This is a genomic window from Mesorhizobium sp. M1403, from assembly GCF_040317695.1.
GTDB lineage: Bacteria > Pseudomonadota > Alphaproteobacteria > Rhizobiales > Rhizobiaceae > Mesorhizobium.
The window spans coordinates 225,834-243,367 of sequence record NZ_JAMYKY010000002.1 but is presented as its reverse complement, the minus strand read 5'-3'; the positions used below and the strand labels follow the sequence as shown (position 1 = coordinate 243,367).

The window sequence follows — 17,534 nt, the reverse complement described above, 5'->3', positions numbered from 1 at the left end:
ATGTTCTTGTTCGTGCCGCACGCATCATGAAAGCTCCTTCGACCAGTTGATGGCGTTGACATAGACGCCGAGCGGATTGGCTTTGAGCCGGTCGGCGTCGCGGGGTTGTTGAATCACGATGGTGAGGATTGCGGTCCAGCGCTCGGTGCCGGCCAGATTGCCATTCTCGTAGCGGCGCTCGATCCAGGCGACGCGGAACGAATCCGGCGAAGCACGTATGACGCTGGAAACCTCGATGGCGACCTGGAGTTTGCCCACTTTGGCAAAAGGGTCGTTCAAGCGAGCGTAATCATTGAGGGAAATGGCGCCGCGGTCTGTGGTGTAATCGTAGGCGCGAAGCCAGTTTTGGCGGACGATGACCGGGTCGGCCGGAATGCTTCTGACCTGTTCGATGAGGCGGGCCAGATGCCAGGCGATCTGAGGATCGGTCGGCCGATAGTCGGCAACGGCCGGGGCGACAACCTGCGCCTCGCCAAACTTGTCGACCTGAACCACCCAGGGAACCACCGAGCCGCGCGTCGACTGCCAGACCAATGCGGATGCAAAACCGCCGGCCAGGACGAGCGAGCCGAAGGCCATCAGCCGCCAGTTTTTCGCCTGGACGCGAGCCGAGCCGATGCGCTCGTCCCAAATCTGGGCGGCACGCTGATATGGCGTCTCGGGATGAGGCGTTTTTCCGTAACGAACAAAAGGGCGTTTAAAGGGGGTCATCGGCGGTCGTCCTGATCGAGGGAAACATTCATTGAGCCGCCGCCATGATCACTCGAGTGAACTGAATGCGCGGCGATGCTGACGCCATGGCTCGTGGCTTGGGCGCGCTTCATGCGTTTTGCCCATGCGGGCGGCGAGGCAGCACTGGATTCGGCGCCCGCCCAGTCATCCGAGGAAGCCCTCCCGGACGACCGCTCTCCACTCGTTGCCGTCCAAGCTGCGAAGCGGCCGGCCTCATAGCTGTCGGACAGGGCCGACGCAGCACGCGACATGGCCTGCCTCACCGGTTGAACGGCAGCTCTGGCGCCAGTCCTCGCGACACCCGCCATGCCGGCGGCGACCGAGCCTGCACCACCTCTTCCAGATGTCGCTGCGCCAAGTTCCCAGGCGGCAGAAGTGCTGCCGGCCAGATGCGCGCCGCCGCGGGCGGCTGCTGCCGATATGCGCCCACCGGCATTGAGCGCGCCTGCACCACCGCCTATTGCGGCGCGCGCACCCATGGCGCCGGCCACGCCAAGACCGCCAGCGGCGAGGCTTGTGCCAACAGCGGCACCTGCGCCCAGTTGCGGGGCACCAGAAACCAGCCCCGTCGCAATGCCGGGACCAAAGATCGACAGCCCCATCAGCGACAGAGCGCCCAGGACAAGCGACAGCGCATCCGTGATTGTGGGCTGTTCGGCGCCGAAGCCTTGGGTGAACTCGCCGAACAGGCCCGAGCCGATGCCGACGATGACGGCAAGGACCAGGATCTTAACGCCGGAGGCAACGATGTTGCCGAGCACTTTTTCGGCAAGGAAGGCGGTCCGGTTGAACAGCGCAAAGGGGAGCAGCACAAACCCGGCAAGCGTCGTCAGCTTGAATTCGACCAGCGTGACGAAGATCTGGACGGCCAGAAGAAAGAACGCAATCAGTACGATTGCCCAGGCGATCATCAGGACTGCGATCTGGACAAAATTCTCGAAGAACGAGACATAGCCCATCAGCTGGCTGGCGGCCTCGAGGATCGGATTGCCGGCGTCTATTCCAACCTGCGCGACGCGGCCCGGCTGCAGCAATGCCGAGCCTGAAAGTGCCGAGCCTCCAGCCTTCAGGCCCAGCCCGGAAAAGCTCTCGAAGACGATGCCGGCCAGACGATTGAAGTTGCCGATGATGAAGGCGAAGAAGCCAACATAGAGCGTCTTCTTCACCAGCCGGTGCAGCACGTCCTCGTCAGCACCCCAAGCCCAGAACAGGCCGGCAATCGTGAGGTCGATGACGATCAGAGTGGAGGTGAGGAATGCCACCTCGCCGCCGAGCAGGCCAAACCCGGAATCGATGTAGCGAGTGAAAGTCTCGAGGAAGCGGTCGATAACGCCGGTGTCGTTCATGGCGCCACCGTTTCCGGATGGAGCCGGTCTTCCGCGGGAGACGGCTTTGGCGGTTGCAGCGGCAACATTCGGCTCGAGTCCTTTTCGGTCGACGGAGCCGCGTTTGGCGCTACGGGACGAGATGGCCGCAGGAAGCGCCGGCGGTTTTCCGCCCAGGCTTTCCTGCAGGCGTCGTCATCAATCGCCGCCATGCCGATGTCCCGGCATCGGGCAAGTTCGATGCTTGCCGGCTCGCCGCCCGGATGTGCGGAGCGCGGGGAGGACGCGTCCTGCGAGCCGTCGCCGCGCAGCGCCATGAAGGCGGCGGTCATGGCGGCGCCAAGGGCAAGAACGGCTGTCATCCGGGCGGCGATCTTGAGATCCATGCGCTCTTCGCCTCAGTCGTGGAACATTTTTACGGATGACGGGCTGTAGCTGCTGCCCGTCATGAAACGGCTGAACTGTTCCCGCGCCTGCTCCTGCGCGGCTGCCCGCCTCGCCTGCTCAAGGGCCTCGGCCCTTCCTTGTGCCGCCAGCATCGCGGTGAGATCGGCAACTTGCTTGGCCTGCACGGCAAGAAGCTGGTTGCCGGCCTGCGCCGCCTGCAGCACGCCCACAGCCGACTGGCTGGCGCTGACCAGCGCACTCGTCTGCTCTTGTGTCCCTGCGATGTTGTCGACCGCGACGGCCGCCGCCTTCAGCGAATGCTCGAAGGCAGACACCGAGGTCTGCCAGCGTTGATGCGCGCCCTCAACAAGCTGCTGGCTGGAGAGATCCGACCCGAAATTCTTGTAAGTGGAGGTAAACTGGCTCTCGATGTCCTGGACGCTATAGGCCAGCTTCTCGGCCTCGCCGAGCAGGGTCTTCATCTCGGAAAAATTGGCCTCAATCTGGCCAAGCAGCGAGGTCGGCAGCGAAGTGAGATTCTTCGCCTGGTTAATCAGCATCTGCGCTTCATTTTGCAGCGAGGTGATCTGGTTGTGGATCTGCTCCAGGGCACGCGACGCCGAAAGCAGGTTTTCGGCGTAATTCCTGGGATCGAACACGATCAGCGCTGATGCTGGTGCCGATGACAGCACCGTGGCGACGGCGATGGCGCCGGCTGCCGCCAGGCGGCGGATACGGTTGCCCGCAAGAATGGAATTCATGACGAAATCTCCTCTGTGGACTGGTCGATCACATTGGTGAGATTTTGGATGAGGTCTGCCGCCCAGGAGAGACCGCGCTCCGCTAGCCAGGCCTCGAGGAAATGGTCACGGCCGGCCTCGGCGATAATCCGGTCGATCGCGGCCTGCTCGGATTTGGACGATGTGGCGCAGAGCGCCAGCGCGATCGGGCCGAGCCCCAGTTCGAACAGACGGTTGCCGCGGCGGCTTTGACAGTAATAGTCGCGCTTCGGTATCGCCCGGGCGATGATCTCGATCTGGCGATCGTTGAGACCAAAGCGTCGGTAGATCTCGGTGATCTGCGGCTCGATGGCGCGCTCGTTCGGCAAGAACAGCCGCGTCGGGCAGCTTTCGACTATTGCCGGCGCGATTGGCGATCCATCGATGTCGGAAAGCGACTGCGTGGCGAAGACCACGCTGGCGTTCTTCTTTCTCAGCGTCTTCAGCCATTCGCGCAGCTGGTCGGCGAAACCGCCATCGTCGAGCGCCAGCCAGCCCTCGTCGATGAGCAGCAGTGTTGGCCGGCCGTCCATCCTCTGCTCGATGCGGTGGAAAAGATAGGCAAGCACGGCGGGAGCGGCACCTGTACCGATCAGGCCCTCGGTTTCGAACGCCTGGACGGAGGCTTCGCCGAGACGCTCATGCTCGGCATCAAGCAGATGACCATAAGCGCCGCCGATGCAATAGGGACCAAGCGCCTGCTTCAGCGGCGAGGACTGCAGCAGCACGGACAGGCCAGTCAGCGTCCTCTCCTGGACTGGCGCCGAAGCGAGCGACGTCAGCGCCGACCACAGATGTTCCTTGACCTGTGGCGTGATGGGCACGCCTTCGCGCAGTAGAATGTCGACAAGCCAGTCGGCCGCCCAGGCCCGCTCTGGCGTATGATGGATGCCGGCAAGCGGCTGCAGCGACACGATGTGAACGTCGTCCGACAGATCGGCCAAGGTGAGCAAGGGCAACGGATCGTCAGACCCCTGCCCGCCTGCTGCATTGCTTCCGAGACTGTGCCAATCACCATTCATGGCGAGCACGGCCGCGCGAATTGAGCCGCCGAAATCGAAGGCAAAGACCTGGCTGTTCTCGTAACGCCGGAACTGAACCGCGATCATCGCCAACAGGACCGACTTGCCGGCGCCGGTCGGGCCGATGACGAGGGTGTGGCCGACGTCGCCGACATGCAGGCTGAACCGGAACGGTGTGGCGCCTTCCGTTCTGGCGAAGAACAGCGGCGGAGCGCCAAGATGCTCGTCCTCGATCGGCCCTGCCCAGACCGCGGAGAGCGGAATCATGTGCGCGAGGTTGAGCGTGGAAAGCGGCGGCTGGCGAATATTGGCATAGACATGGCCAGGGATACTGCCCAGCCAAGCCTCGACAGCGTTGACGCCCTCGGCGATACAAGTGAAGTCCCTGCCCTGAATGATCTTCTCGACCAGACGCAGCTTTTCGTCGGCAATCGAGGGATCGGCATCCCAGACAGTCACGGTGGCGGTGACATAGGCTTCGCCGATCTGATCAGAGCCCAGATCCTGGAGCGCCGCGTCCGCGTCGGCCGCCTTGTTGGCGGCATCCGTGTCGACGAGGACGGACGCCTCGTTGGTCATCACCTCCTTGAGGATCGCGGCGACGGATTTCCGTTTCGCGAACCACTGACGGCGTATCTTCGTCACCAACTTGGTGGCGTCGGTCTTGTCGAGCATGATCGCCCGCGTCGACCAGCGGTAGGGGAAGGCAAGGCGATTAAGATCGTCGAGAATCCCCGGGAAGGTCATCGTCGGAAACCCGGTGACGGTGAGCGTGCGCAGATGCGCATCGCCAAGCCTCGGCTCCAACCCGCCGGCCAACGGCTGATCGACAAGCAGAGCGTCCAGATGCATCGGCGTTTCTGGCACGCGAACGCGATGCCGCTTGGTCGAAATGGTTGAGTGTAGGTAACTCAGTGTCTCTCCGTCATCGAGCCAGCCGGCTTCCGGAACGAAGCCCTCGATGAGGTTGAGCACGCGGTCGGTGCGATCGACAAAAGTCTTCAGGAGCTCCCAAGGATCGACACCCGCCTTTTCCCGGCCTTCGTAGAGGAAGCTCTCCATTCGCGACGCTTCCTCGCCCGGAGGCAGCCACACGAAAGTGAGGAAGTAGCTGCTTTCAAACAGCACACGAGAGTCTTCGAACTGTTCGCGACGCTCGATGTCGAGAAGCGCGGATGCGCAATCCGGGAACCGGCTGTCGGGGTAGCCGCTGGCAGGATTGCGCTGGGCTTCGACAAAGATTGCCCAGCCGGAGCCGAGGCGGCGCAGCGCGCCGTTGAGCCGCGCGGTTGTGCCGACCAGCTCGGCCGGCGTGGCGGAGTCCAGATCCGGCCCGCGAAAGCGCGCCGTTCTTTGAAAACTGCCGTCCTTGTTCAGCGCGACGCCCAGCGCCACCAGGGCGGCCCAAGGCAGATAATCGACGAGGCTGGCACCCTTCTTTCGGTATTCCGCGAGGTTCATCATGGCGAAAACCTCAACATCCGAAATGCGTGGGATAGCGAAGGTGCCGGCGAACCACATCGATGAATTGCGCATCGCGCTTTGCCGCCCAGACGGCCACGAGATGCCCGACCGCCCAGATGATGAGCCCCGCGATCCACAAACGAAGTCCCAATCCGACCGCGCCGGCCAGCGTGCCGTTGGCAATCGCGACTGCACGTGGCGCGCCGCCGAGCAGGATCGGTTCGGTGAGTGCGCGATGAATCGGCGCGAAAAACCCACGGATCTCCTCATCCATCAGATCAGCGCTCCGCCGCCGAAGGAGAAAAAGGACAGGAAGAACGAACTTGCCGCGAAAGCGATCGACAGCCCGAAGACGATCTGGATCAGCCGGCGAAATCCGCCTGAGGTGTCGCCGAAGGCGAGCGAAAGGCCGGTGATGATGATGATGATCACCGCCACGATCTTGGCGACTGGTCCCTCGATCGATTCGAGGATTTGCTGAAGCGGCTCCTCCCAGGGCATGGAAGAACCGGCAGCATGGGCGGGCGCAATCATCATGATCGCAGCGGTAGCCGCATACGACAGCTCCACGGCAAGCTTACGGATAGCCGATGAATTGAAGCGGATCTGGGTCATTCTGAAGCTCCATAGGGCGAGTGGTGATTCAAGGTCGTTGTGGTCTCGAGATTTGCTTCCAGGGTGCGATAGTCGCCGGTGGCCGGATCGAGCCCGTCGACCAAGGCGATCTCGACGAGCCGGCGCGCTGAGCCGCGGCCAGCGAGAACCGCGATGAGATCTATGGTTTCGCCAATCAGTGCGCGCGGAACCGTAACGACGGCCTCCTGCACGAGCTGCTCCAGTCGGCGCAGTGCGCCAATGGCAGAATTGGCGTGAATGGTGCCGATGCCGCCGGGATGGCCGGTGCCCCAGGCCTTCAACAGATCGAGCGCTTCCGCGCCGCGTACCTCGCCGATCGGAATGCGATCGGGCCGAAGCCGCAACGACGACTTCACCAGATCGGAAAGCGAGGCGACACCATCCTTGGTGCGCAGCGCCACAAGATTGGGCGCAGCACACTGCAACTCGCGCGTATCCTCGATCAGCACGACGCGGTCGGCGGATTTAGCCAGCTCCGCCAAAAGCGCGTTGACCAGCGTGGTCTTGCCCGTCGATGTGCCGCCGGCCACCAGCACGTTCTTCCGTGTCTCCACGGCAAGCTGCAGGACGTCAGCCTGGCCTTCGGTCATGATGCCGGCGGCGACATAGTCTTGAAGCGTGAACACCGCGACTGCCGGCTTGCGGATGGCGAATGTTGGTGCCGCGACAACAGGCGGCAACAGACCCTCGAACCGGTCGCCGGTTCCAGGCAGTTCAGCCGAAACGCGCGGCGAGCCCGAATGCACCTCCGCACCGACATGGTGCGCCACCAGCCTGACGATCCGTTCGCCGTCGGCCGCGATCAGGATTTCATTGCTTGCAACGAGTCCTTCGCTGAGACGATCAACCCACAGGCGACCGTCGGGATTCAGCATCACCTCGACAATGGCTGGATCGTCAAGGAAGGCTGCTATGGCCGGGCCGAGGGCGGTGCGGAGCATGCGCGCGCCGCGCGACACCACTCTCTTGCTGGCATGATGGTTGGTCGCCATGCGGTGTCCCCGTTTCTCGCCACGAACTGTTTCGTGCCGCGGTCGGGGATCATTAGAAAAGGCAGGAGCGTCGGCCTTGCAACAAGCAAAGCCGGCGATCGTGCCATGACGTGCAGAGACTTGCGAAATGCGGTGCCGCGACCGCGATAGCTCAGCAACCCGGTGCCCGACTGGCCATCGCCGCTCAAAAAGAACAGGCGGCTATATCTACGAGAAGGCATATCTGCTGCCGGCATCGACCAACAAGGATCGCTTTCGCCGATCGAGACCCACCGACCAGTGTCATCGACCGCCCGACACTTCAAGGGGTGATGTCTTCCATCAGCAGCGCCACCATCTCGTCGGCGTCCCTGCCGCGAAGTTCGGCGCCGCCGCGAGCAGCCGGTTGGCGCGACGAGCCAGGTCCACACAGAGGTCGGCCCCGGCGCGGCGCGGCTGTAGGCGAGCCTGGCAGGTATGTTGAAGAGCCTAGAGAACTATGGTAGAAATTGCCAGAAAGGTAGATTTTTGGAGTTTCTCGTGTCCCTGAACATCAAAAATCCGGCCACCGTTGCTCTCGCCGATGAACTCGCACGCCGCCAGGGTATCAGTAAGACAGCAGCCATTCATCAGGCCCTTAGCGAGCGCTTGCATCGCTTGGGCTTTGGAGAGACCGCTCAGGAGCGTCTGCTGGCAGAATTGCGCGCCATCCGAGAAAGAGTGGCACGATTGCCTGAACTGGATAGTCGCGGCGACGAGGAGATCATCGGGTACGACGAGCATGGAATCCCTAACTGATGGTGATCGATACCTCAGCTGTTGTAGCGATCCTTCGGAGCGAGCCTGAGGCAGCACGGCTGGAACGAGCGCTGGTCTCCGACCCAATCCGTCTGGTCCCGGCAACCTGCGTGCTCGAGGCACGCATGGTGCTGGTCAGCAGGCGCGGCGAACACGCGTTGGCCGAGATCGATCTTTGGCTGCGCAAAATCGAGGCCGACATCATTCCTGTCGACTCCGAATTGGTTGATCTGGCGACCCAGGGTTGGCTGACCTACGGCAAGGGCCACCACCCGGCGGCGCTGAATTTTGCCGATTGCCTCTCCTATGCTTTGGCAAAGCGTGCAGACGAACCGCTGCTTTTCATCGGCAAAGACTTCTCCCAAACGGATATCGAACCGGCATGAGCACGAGACTCTAAGATCATCGGCTGTCTCCAGCTTGAACCCTGTAATAGCGCCCAATCAGTTTCGATTCTGTCGGCTGGGCCTGCATCAAGGGGTGTCATGCCAATTGGTCCCAAAGCAGAGCAAGCTGGCGTCTTTCGTCCCTTCGATCTGGCGCTGCTGGGCCGCGTCTTCGATCGGTTGGAAGTTGAGGGCCAATCCAGCCGGCCAACATGTAGCTCAGACATTCACGGCCGCGACGCTGGTCGCGCGAATAAATGATGGGCTTCATCGAAAACGGCCCTTGGTAGGACCCGAAGCTCGCTTGCTTTGTAGGGGAGATGCTCGAGATATTGCGTCGTCAGCCAGGCAACCACTTGCGCTTGGGCCAGGTCGCGACGGCGCTTGATTGGCTCGCGATCAGCTCGTTTTGAGACCCAGAATTTGTGAGCGGCAAAAATACGCGGATCGGGAACCACGAGCCGCAACGGTCCGCCTTTTTCATCGATGGCGATTGCTTCGAAAGCAGGGGCATTTTCCAACCATGCCAGGCCGGCGATCTCGGCGGGCACCAATTCGTCGTCGGCCTTCCCGACAGTTTCCCGGCTCGGCTTCCACGCCGGGTTTGCAAGCGGTTTGATCAGATCCACGAGGTATCCGTCGCGGTTCACCGCGCGGAACGTAGCGGATGAACGCTCGAAAGACCGATCGACCTTGCGCAAAAGGTTGATGAGCGCTCCATGTTCGACGTTGGCGCCAGACATGATCCGGAGGGACTGGCGCGAGTCCATGAGGAGATCGATATCTTGGGTCGATGTGATTCCGGGATCCACGAACACTCCGGCCGCCGCCTCATAGGCGTAGATCGCATTCGTGCCGGCAATACGAATGCCTTCCCCGAGAAGACCGCCGTTATCTATTGCCCTGATAATTCTTGCGGCGATCAGGGGAACACGTCCAAGTCGGAGCGCGCGATTGACAGCAGATTGGCGCTCCATCTGCTCCTGTCGCGCAGAGAGCGTTTCTTGGGCGGACGCGCGAGCTGTTTCCCAATCCGCCTTGACAGCTTCGCTCGCCGGCGAGCGCCGACCCTCTGCCTTTTGGTGTCGCACGCCAGCGGCGTCGTAGTAGCTTCGCATCAAGTGGTCAATGCCGTTCACGGTGTGCCAGACGAGGGATCCCCGAAAGCTCTTCGCCTTCCTTTGGGCCTCCTTGAGCGCAATGAAGCGTTGGTCGGAATTGACTTTTTCCCGACGCTGATCGTTATTTAATTCAACAAAATCAGCCAATTCAACAGTTACCCTGCATTTAGCTCCGAGCTGTTGCAATACACAATAGGCGGCGGAGCGGCCAGTTGCAACAGCTCTCACGTGATTCCATTGCGACTGTTGAAGTAGCTGTATTAATTAAAAAATATGACGACAGAGCAGCTTTTCTACGGCAACGCAGTCGAAGCAAAAGCGCCGCTCGGACACGGCCTTCGCTGGTTCCATTCGATCCGCAGACCGGGCCAGTGCAAACGGTGTGAGAAAGCCTACCAAAGTGGCGGAACAAATCATGATCATTTCTCATTGTGGTGATCATCAAGGGAGATTGATCATGGCCGACCGGCACAACCCAAAAATCGAGACATCGGCAAATGTCGAAAAGGACCCGGAAGATTGGGTCAGCGGAGATGACCCAATGACTCCCGCACAAGCCTCCTATTTGAAAACTCTGGCCGAACAGGCCGACGACCCTGACGCCTATGCTGACGGCCTCAGCAAGGCGGAAGCTTCTAAACGCATTGATGTACTCCGGGAGAAGTTAGGCCTGTAGCGTCCGGTTGTGGCTTTTCGTCTCCCGGCGAAGGACAGCCGATCGGGTCGGATTGGGACAGTTTTGCTGCAGGTTGTGACTCGCGCAATTAGTTTTTCTGAATTGAGCGCGTTGCTGCTCGACTTGCGATCGAGACGACAAAACGGCGGAAGGGAGCGGCTTATGGGGTGCAGCAGCCCGGCATCCCTCTACGCTCGCCAAGACCTCGCGCCCGCCGGTCCAATCCTGCAGTCGAAACAGATCAGGACGTCCCGATGAGGGATATGGCCAGCAGCGACACAAAAAGGACAAGGGCGATTGCAGCGCCCCAGATGAGGACTTTTTCGGCGCCGCGTTGCTCTTCCTCGCGAGTATGTCTTTCGCCATTGCATGCATCCTTTGCGAAGGCAACGACTTAGCAACGTGCCGCGCCAAGGCTGAGTTCCCGGCAAAGCTCTCGGAATCAAACTTCGTGTTCTCCAACCGTCGGTTGGTGGACGCATTGCAACTGATGCATCTAAAGTTTCCTTGATCCGCGCGCACCGGGCATGCCCGACCCCGAGCCCCCGCCCTGCAACAGCGCTTGATCGGCCCCGCCGCATCAAACTGTGCGGCGGGTTTTTTTCCTCACGCGATGGAACACCGGCGCGCAGGGAAAGTTCTGCCCACGCAGCAAACTCTTTCCCTCATATTTTTGCTGCCAAATCGGATAGCTCCGATCGGCCCGCGTCGTTCTTTTCCTCCGGCGACGCGGGCTCGCCGTCCTCGCTATCGGTTGAGTAGCCACAGAACAAACGAGAGCACGATGCTGATCAGAATACCGGTGCCGATCGGAGCATAAAACGTGAAGTTCTCACGTTGGATCACGATGTCACCGGGCAATTTGCCCAGACCGACCCGCGACAACCAGGGCCACAATAGGCCGATGGCAACTATGATCAAACCAATGACAATCAGAGTTCTGGACATGGCGGCATCAGCTGTCGTCCTTATAAGACTTGGCGGCTTCATCGATCTTACGCCAATCGTTTCCGTGGCGCCGCACAAGCTCCCGCGCCTGGACTGGCGATATACTTTGCGTTTCGACGATGTGGTTCACTTCCGTCTCCTCGCCTTTCAAGGGACGCGAACGAGGGCTCGTTGGCCGTCTGGCCGTTGGGTTTTTTGCATCTCGTCTGGGCATGAATGGACCTCTCCTGGAGCAGAATAAACGGTCCGGCGCGGCGAAGGTTCTCCACGCTGGCGCGTTGAGCAGTTCACCGATCGCCTCATTGGCTTCCCCTTGCGGGCAGACCATACGTTCTGGTGGTCTTGGACCCAAATGACCTGCACCGCGTTCTTTGCGAGCAGTGCTGTGCTTCGCAATCTGATGGAAAAATCCGACGCCCCTGCTGCACCGCAGACAGCTCCTGGTGCCGAAGCGCGCTTTCCGTACGATCGAGCGGCGGTTGAGCGGTTTCGACAGACATTCCCGCGCGCCAGGTGGAGCGACGAGCGCAGAAGCTGGTTCGTGCCGGGAAAGACTGCAGCACGGCGCATCCAGCGCTGGCTTGCGCAAGAGGCGGATCTACGAGCAGCACATGACGACAGCAAGGGACGGGATGCCCTCGCCTTCGATCCCCTGTCGAGCCGGTATCTGGAAGTCGCAGACGACCTGCGCATCCGCACGCCATATTCGCCGGCGGTTCTCGAGGAACTGCGAGCCGTTCCATGGGCGAGCTGGGACGACGAACTGCGGGCCTGGAGGGTGCCTTTCCGCTCCTACGAGGAGTTGAAGCGCCATTGGCCAAGCATCGAAAGGGCCGCACGCCACGCAGAACCGGAGGAGAGGAAACGGCGACGGGAAGCGTCCAAAGACTCCGAGGAATATAAAGCCGCCAGATTGCGGTATGCCGAACGCAGGCGACGTCGCTATCCACTGCCTCCTGACGATTTACCCCAGCTTGGCCGTGCCGTGGCAACGGAGCAATACGGCATCGTGGTCTTCACCGACATTTCGGGTGAACTCGTCGACGCCTCGGAGTTAGCGGCGTTCTATCCGCATTTGATCGAGGCGAACGTCGACCATGTCTGGGGCAGATGGCGTCCGGCGACGTTGGCTGAATTGATTAGAACATGGCCCGCTCGGCGTACTGCCGGGTTAACGGAACGGCAGCGAGGCTGGTGGCAACCAACGCTGCCCGAGCTCAGGATAGCTCGCCAAAAAGCTCGAAGTCTGGCGCGAAGAAGGGCAAGGCTTGTGTCATCGTTCTAGCCTTTCAAGCTGGGGTCGCTTCCAGCGTCTGTCCGGTTGCTCTAGCGTTGAAATGTCACGCGATCGGAGCCTCCATGTGCAACGATTGCGAACAACCTATGGCCTGGCTGAACGTTGCCGGATGATGGCATCGCTGGCGTTGAAGTTCCCGACGCACGAAACCGAACTTGACCTGCGCGTAGGCGCACGACACCCGCATCGATGATCCGGCTCCAATAACCCGCGTGGCAGGTACAGCCATCGACCGGCTTCTATGACGTTTGGAATCCCACCGGCAAGACCTAACGGGGGCCGGTGGTCAGCTTCCACTCCGAGGGAGGCGTCAGTTTGGGAACAGCAGACGATACCTGCTTCCTGCATCGGCGTTCCTCGAGTTTACCGGAACGACGTACCTGAAGGCGAAAGATCCATTTCCGCTCCACGCTCCGCGTTTATGGCCATCGCCAACCGAGAGGAAGTCCGCCGCTCCGCTAACACGTAGCTGGGCGGGACGCACCAAAGTCATCGCTGAAGGTCAAACCATTTTCTGCAGAATTTGACGCACCAAGGCCGATCCGAGGCCAACTGGGAGTGCATACCAGCTTGGAATTGAACCGCCGAAGTCGATTGCAAGCAACCAACCTGGTTGGCCGGGCATTAATTTAGCAAAGCGTGAATTAGGAAAGCATCGGGAGGAAGACCATGCTGCACGTTAACATGCCTCGCGAATTTGAGGTCGGCGATGCGGTTGCGCTAGCAAGTATGGTCATCACGATTCTCCCCAGCGGGCGCGCCAGGGTGAGCATTCCTTCGTATGACCATCCTTATACGATTGATCCGCCGCCCAAAGTCCGGGCCGGCGACCGAGTGGTTCTTGTTGGGGACGTCACCCGCATCGATCGCGGGGCGAACAAACTCACTGTACGGATTGACTGCGGCGGGGTGATCACGGTCGACAAGTCGGCGATCACTCGGCTGAGAAAGCAGCGCCGGACTTCAGCGGGTTGACGCTCCGGCGATACAACGGCCGATGTCGGCATAGGATGCAAGCGCCTTTGAACAGCCCAAGGGCGCAGCGCGGTCCAGCCGGATATGGGGCGGACGAACCGATAAATGGGAGCTCGACGGCTAGGGCACGAGTCCAGCGTAGTGCGTCCCTGGCGTCTTCGGATTACTGGTGAAGCAAGTCAGATCTTCGCATTCGCGATCGTCGCTCTCGGCAACAGGCGGCGCGCCCGTCCAGGACGCGTGGCACGTGTGCGCTGTGGAAGGAGACGACCAGCACATCCCGTGTGAAGGCAACCCGGCATCCCGCTCGACGGGAACTTTTCTCTGCAGCGAGCGCTTGGTCGCCGGTCAGACGCGATGGGCGCCGGCTCGTATCCATTATGGAGATCACATGTTCGTCCCGCCACCGATGCCCGCAAAAAGTCTGCTTCGGTGCGTCGCGACGGAACTGGACGACATGGTTGCGGTGGAGTAAGCGCCCTCCCCTGGGTTAACAACCGGTCGGTGACAGCCACGGCCACATCGACAACAACCGCAACGGCAATCAAGTCGTCGCTGAAAGCCTGCAAGGTGTCTGTCACGACACAGCGTGCCGGCAAAGCTACGCCCTCGCGACAGGGATTCGTTGTAAGCTGACCCGACGGCAACGCCGGCGACTACGAGTCGAGGTCGTAGGGCTGATGGCCCAGCTCGTTGTGATGAAGCGCCTCTGCCATACACCTGATGTCGAACGCCTGGCCGCACGCCGGGCAGACGACGAAATACTCCTCCTCCCGAAGTGGCAATGCGTCGTGGTCTTGGGGGATGACGATGTCATTGTATTCGTCGGGCATTGGGTCCTCCGGAAACCCGCCCGCTATGCTGGAACGCCTGCCAGCAGGATTTGTTTCAAAGTTATTGCGCCAAGGAAAGACCTGATGTCCGGTTCGGCAGCGATACCGTGCCACCGGGCAGTTTCAAAGTGATTATCAATCTTTGGTACGGCGCGGGCAAGAACCTGTTCCTCGGGGCGGCGAGGCTCGAATTCAACCAAGCATGCGCGGTCGAAAGAACTCCAATCCGGCAAGGCACACTGCTAGCCGAGATCGACTGTGGAGACGAATGCCGAGGTCCGCCGCTCCGATGAAAGGTGATCTGATGGGTATCAGCTGCGCAAAATAGCTCCGCAATCGGGCACCGGGGTTGGGCTTTTGAAGCGCCTGTCTTGCCGGCAGCTCATCCAGTTGCCGGCGGCGCTGGCGGAACATCGTCGGCTATCTCCTGCCTGAGCCTTGGTCCTTTGCTGAGCCGGCGACCGAGCGCATCGACGAAATTGTCGTAGCGCTGCAAGCCCTTGGCGCGCGCCTCCGCTTGCGCCGATTCCGGCAAGGCTGGAGTCGAGTTGAGCCAAAACCGGACGAACAATGCTAGCGTCTCAATAGCAATTCCGACGTCACGCTCGACCCGCTGCACGCGTCGATCGATCTGGTCGAGGCGGCGAGTGATCGCCGCTTGCTTTCGTTCTTCGGCGTCCGGCGACAGGAACGACGCGAGCGCAGCCTCGGCGACCAGTGACAGCGAGACCTCGCGCCGCCCAGCGTAATCTGCCAGTGCCCTCATTACGTCAGGGTCGAGATAGGCAGAGAGACGTCTTTTCTTGGCGTTCTTCATGCGCTCAAAGCTCAATGCCATCATTGGGGTCAAGGGCGGCCTGACGAGCTGCGCGTCTCATGGCTTGATCGACACTGCGGCGACGAACGGCGTCATCATCGGGCTCGTCCCTGTCGAGGTCGAACTCATCGTCGCAGCGTGGCGTTCGTTCCGGCGCGATGTCTTCGTGTTCGGGAAGCTCGGGCTGGCGGCGAATGCCGCCATTGGCCGGATCCTCGTCCTGCTGATCCCTGGCAAGCCTCAGCTTGCGAGATTTGCCTTCCGGCTCAGCAAGAAGTGTCGTGTCGGTCCAGTCCTCAGAGCGAGCGTTCTTCATTGTCCCTCCGGTCCTTGGCGGCGGCAAGACACGCTCGGCAAGACGCGGGTCGGCAAAGTAGCGTGCCTTCGTCGCACGGATTGGGAACTGGCCCGAGATCATAATGATCGCCTCGGTCGGGGGCAGCTGCATGATCTCGCCCGGCGTCATTAGTGCACGCGCCGTTTCCTGCCGCGAGACCATCAGATGCCCGAGCCAGGGCGACAATCTGTGCCCCGCATAGTTTTTCATGGCGCGCAACTCGGTCGCGGTCCCCAGAGAGTCTGAGACGCGCTTGGCCGTCCTCTCGTCATTCGTGGCGAAGCTCACCCGCACATGACAATTGTCGAGGATGGAATTGTTCGGTCCGTAGGCCTTCTCGATCTGATTGAGCGATTGTGCAATCAGGAACGACTTGATGCCATACCCGGCCATGAAGGCCAGCACGCTTTCGAAGAAATCGAGCCTGCCGAGCGCGGGAAACTCGTCCAGCAGCATCAAAAGACGCTGCCGGTGATCCTTCGCGTGAAGATCTTCGGTGAGCCTGCGGCCGATCTGGTTAAGCACGAGTCGCATCAGCGGCTTTGTGCGACTGATGTCCGATGGCGGCACGACCAGATAGAGCGTCGTCGGCCGTGCCTCCTCGACAAGGTCTGCGATCCGCCAGTCACAGCATGACGTCACCTTGGCCACAACTGGATCGCGGTAGAGGCCCAGAAAACTCATGGCCGTCGAGAGCACGCCGGAACGCTCGTTCTCGGACTTGTTAAGCAGTTCCCGAGCAGCCGACGCCACGACGGGATGCGGGCCTGCATCACCCAAATGCCGCGTCAGCATCATGGCGCGCAGCGTTGCCTCGATTGGCCGCTCTGGATCGGAAAGGAAGTTCGCCACGCCTGCGAGGGTCTTGTCTTTCTCCGCATAGAGCACGTGCAGTATTGCGCCGACCAGCAACGCATGGCTGGTCTTCTCCCAGTGGTTGCGGCGTTCCAATGTGCCTTCTGGGTCGACCAGGACATCCGCCACGTTCTGCACATCTCGAACTTCCCACTCGCCCCGTCGCACCTCCAGCAGAGGATTGTAGGCTGCGGATCCAGCATTGGTCGGGTCGAACAGAAGCACCTGGCCGAAACGGGCCCGCCATCCGGCCGTCAGTTCCCAGTTTTCGCCTTTGATGTCGTGGACGATTGCCGAACCCGGCCAGGTCAGTAGTGACGGCACGACCAGGCCGACGCCTTTGCCGCTTCGGGTCGGTGCGAAACATAGCACGTGTTCCGGACCGTCGTGGCGCAGATAGTGTCGGCCCAACATACCCAGGATCACCCCATCCTGACCGATCATCCCAGCGGCCTTGATTTCGTCTCGCGTCGCCCAGCGCGCCGAGCCGTAAGTCGTGGTATCCTTTGCCTCGCGCGCCCGCCACAGCGACGTCCCGATCGCTGCGACGATAGCCATGAGGCTTCCGCTCGCCGCAATCGCCGCGCCCTCCAGGAAGACGTTCGGCGCGTAGGCGTCGTAGAAAAACCACCACCAGAAAAAGGCTGGCGGCGGATAAACGGGGTGTCCAGCCAATTCGAACCACGGCGGACCGAGTTGGCTTTGAAAGCCGAGCCGCCCTGCCGTCCACTGTGTTGCTCCCCATGTTGTCGCGACGACGATCAGAAAGGCGGTGAGGATCTGGCCCCATAAAACCTTGCTTGCCGGCATCGGTCGTTTCCCAAATGGATGATCGGAACAACCGAAAAGCTCGAATTCCTAAATCCGCAAGAAAAAAGGGGCGGTCGAAGCAGCATGGCGTACCCGGACGTGGAAAGACTTGCCCGATGCGATCTCGAATGTTGAACGAGCATAGGGGGGCTGCTTTCTTCTGGAGCGTTGAGCCGCTACTTGCCCAATGATAGTTAGTTGTCTCGGCTCAGATGGCATTTGACGAGATGGACGGGTTCTTGGAGAACCACGGATTGCGCATGACCAAATGAACAAGAGTCCTCAGCGGCGCGCCGAGCCGGAGAACACTCTAGTCCCGGCAAGTGGTGGTCAGCCGTTCTGCTGAGCTCGAATCTTACCGCCTC

19 protein-coding genes are annotated in these 17,534 nt (G+C 61.0%); 5 read left to right on the top strand and 14 right to left on the bottom strand.

Translation table 11 applies throughout. The annotated features are described in order from the left end of the window. Positions 1 to 24: 24 nt before the first annotated feature. The 8 genes from trbF to trbB form a co-directional block, all read right to left on the bottom strand. Positions 25 to 711 carry a conjugal transfer protein TrbF gene (gene trbF, locus NKH01_RS05820; RefSeq protein WP_352790897.1) on the bottom strand — a complete coding sequence of 229 codons (687 nt, stop codon included), beginning with the start codon at positions 709 to 711 and terminating at the stop codon, positions 25 to 27. Continuing rightward, on the bottom strand, positions 708 to 2,078 hold the full coding sequence (trbL, locus tag NKH01_RS05815; protein WP_353019428.1) for a P-type conjugative transfer protein TrbL: 1,371 nt from the start codon (positions 2,076 to 2,078) through the stop codon (positions 708 to 710). The genes trbF and trbL overlap by 4 nt, the downstream gene beginning before the upstream one ends. After that, positions 2,075 to 2,443, bottom strand: a complete 369-nt coding sequence (gene trbK-alt / locus NKH01_RS05810; protein WP_353019425.1) for a putative entry exclusion protein TrbK-alt — start codon at positions 2,441 to 2,443, stop codon at positions 2,075 to 2,077. The genes trbL and trbK-alt overlap by 4 nt, the downstream gene beginning before the upstream one ends. Positions 2,444 to 2,455: 12 nt before the next feature. Next, positions 2,456 to 3,205: a P-type conjugative transfer protein TrbJ gene (gene trbJ, locus NKH01_RS05805; protein WP_353019422.1), complete on the bottom strand. Its 750-nt coding sequence runs from the start codon at positions 3,203 to 3,205 to the stop codon at positions 2,456 to 2,458. Continuing rightward, positions 3,202 to 5,709, bottom strand: coding sequence for a conjugal transfer protein TrbE (gene trbE, locus NKH01_RS05800; protein ID WP_353019420.1), 2,508 nt, complete (start codon positions 5,707 to 5,709; stop codon positions 3,202 to 3,204). The genes trbJ and trbE overlap by 4 nt, the downstream gene beginning before the upstream one ends. A 10-nt stretch (positions 5,710 to 5,719) precedes the next feature. Further along, positions 5,720 to 5,983 carry a VirB3 family type IV secretion system protein gene (locus tag NKH01_RS05795; RefSeq protein ID WP_352860558.1) on the bottom strand — a complete coding sequence of 88 codons (264 nt, stop codon included), beginning with the start codon at positions 5,981 to 5,983 and terminating at the stop codon, positions 5,720 to 5,722. After that, positions 5,983 to 6,246, bottom strand: a complete 264-nt coding sequence (locus tag NKH01_RS05790; protein WP_254818676.1) for a TrbC/VirB2 family type IV secretion system protein — start codon at positions 6,244 to 6,246, stop codon at positions 5,983 to 5,985. Before NKH01_RS05790 ends, NKH01_RS05795 begins: the two co-directional genes overlap by 1 nt. A 74-nt stretch (positions 6,247 to 6,320) precedes the next feature. Continuing rightward, positions 6,321 to 7,337, bottom strand: coding sequence for a P-type conjugative transfer ATPase TrbB (gene trbB / locus NKH01_RS05785; RefSeq protein WP_352589139.1), 1,017 nt, complete (start codon positions 7,335 to 7,337; stop codon positions 6,321 to 6,323). Between the two features lie 519 nt (positions 7,338 to 7,856). Between trbB and NKH01_RS05780 the strand changes: the two genes are divergently transcribed. Then, positions 7,857 to 8,114: a type II toxin-antitoxin system VapB family antitoxin gene (locus tag NKH01_RS05780; protein ID WP_353019416.1), complete on the top strand. Its 258-nt coding sequence runs from the start codon at positions 7,857 to 7,859 to the stop codon at positions 8,112 to 8,114. Beyond that, a complete protein-coding gene (locus tag NKH01_RS05775) occupies positions 8,114 to 8,500 on the top strand; it encodes a type II toxin-antitoxin system VapC family toxin (protein ID WP_352589137.1) in 387 nt (128 codons plus the stop codon). Before NKH01_RS05780 ends, NKH01_RS05775 begins: the two co-directional genes overlap by 1 nt. A gap of 227 nt (positions 8,501 to 8,727) precedes the next feature. Here NKH01_RS05775 and NKH01_RS05770 read toward each other — a convergent pair whose 3' ends face one another. Continuing rightward, positions 8,728 to 9,768, bottom strand: coding sequence for a GSU2403 family nucleotidyltransferase fold protein (locus NKH01_RS05770; RefSeq protein WP_353019414.1), 1,041 nt, complete (start codon positions 9,766 to 9,768; stop codon positions 8,728 to 8,730). A gap of 268 nt (positions 9,769 to 10,036) precedes the next feature. Between NKH01_RS05770 and NKH01_RS05765 the strand changes: the two genes are divergently transcribed. Beyond that, a complete protein-coding gene (locus NKH01_RS05765) occupies positions 10,037 to 10,297 on the top strand; it encodes a DUF3072 domain-containing protein (RefSeq protein ID WP_352589131.1) in 261 nt (86 codons plus the stop codon). Positions 10,298 to 11,044: 747 nt separating this feature from the next. On the opposite strand, the gene NKH01_RS05760 is transcribed toward NKH01_RS05765, so the two are convergent. Next, complete coding sequence (locus tag NKH01_RS05760) at positions 11,045 to 11,245, bottom strand: DUF2905 domain-containing protein (RefSeq protein ID WP_352515845.1); 201 nt, start codon at positions 11,243 to 11,245, stop codon at positions 11,045 to 11,047. Positions 11,246 to 11,252: 7 nt separating this feature from the next. Continuing rightward, positions 11,253 to 11,375 carry a hypothetical protein gene (locus NKH01_RS05755; RefSeq protein WP_352515844.1) on the bottom strand — a complete coding sequence of 41 codons (123 nt, stop codon included), beginning with the start codon at positions 11,373 to 11,375 and terminating at the stop codon, positions 11,253 to 11,255. Between the two features lie 270 nt (positions 11,376 to 11,645). Between NKH01_RS05755 and NKH01_RS05750 the strand changes: the two genes are divergently transcribed. Both NKH01_RS05750 and NKH01_RS05745 read left to right on the top strand, forming a co-directional pair. Then, positions 11,646 to 12,530 (top strand): hypothetical protein, encoded by an 885-nt coding sequence (locus NKH01_RS05750; protein ID WP_353019823.1) that lies wholly within the window; start codon positions 11,646 to 11,648, stop codon positions 12,528 to 12,530. A gap of 681 nt (positions 12,531 to 13,211) precedes the next feature. Continuing rightward, entirely contained in the window at positions 13,212 to 13,517 is a 306-nt protein-coding gene (locus tag NKH01_RS05745) for a hypothetical protein (protein WP_353019410.1), read from the top strand. Positions 13,518 to 14,173: 656 nt separating this feature from the next. Here NKH01_RS05745 and NKH01_RS05740 read toward each other — a convergent pair. From NKH01_RS05740 to NKH01_RS05730, 3 genes are all read right to left on the bottom strand, one after another. Then, positions 14,174 to 14,350, bottom strand: a complete 177-nt coding sequence (locus tag NKH01_RS05740; RefSeq protein ID WP_352479403.1) for a hypothetical protein — start codon at positions 14,348 to 14,350, stop codon at positions 14,174 to 14,176. Between the two features lie 382 nt (positions 14,351 to 14,732). Continuing rightward, positions 14,733 to 15,188 (bottom strand): CopG family transcriptional regulator, encoded by a 456-nt coding sequence (locus NKH01_RS05735; RefSeq protein ID WP_352661268.1) that lies wholly within the window; start codon positions 15,186 to 15,188, stop codon positions 14,733 to 14,735. Then, positions 15,172 to 17,169, bottom strand: coding sequence for a conjugal transfer protein TraG (locus NKH01_RS05730; RefSeq protein WP_352639212.1), 1,998 nt, complete (start codon positions 17,167 to 17,169; stop codon positions 15,172 to 15,174). The genes NKH01_RS05735 and NKH01_RS05730 overlap by 17 nt, the downstream gene beginning before the upstream one ends. Positions 17,170 to 17,534: the final 365 nt, after the last annotated feature.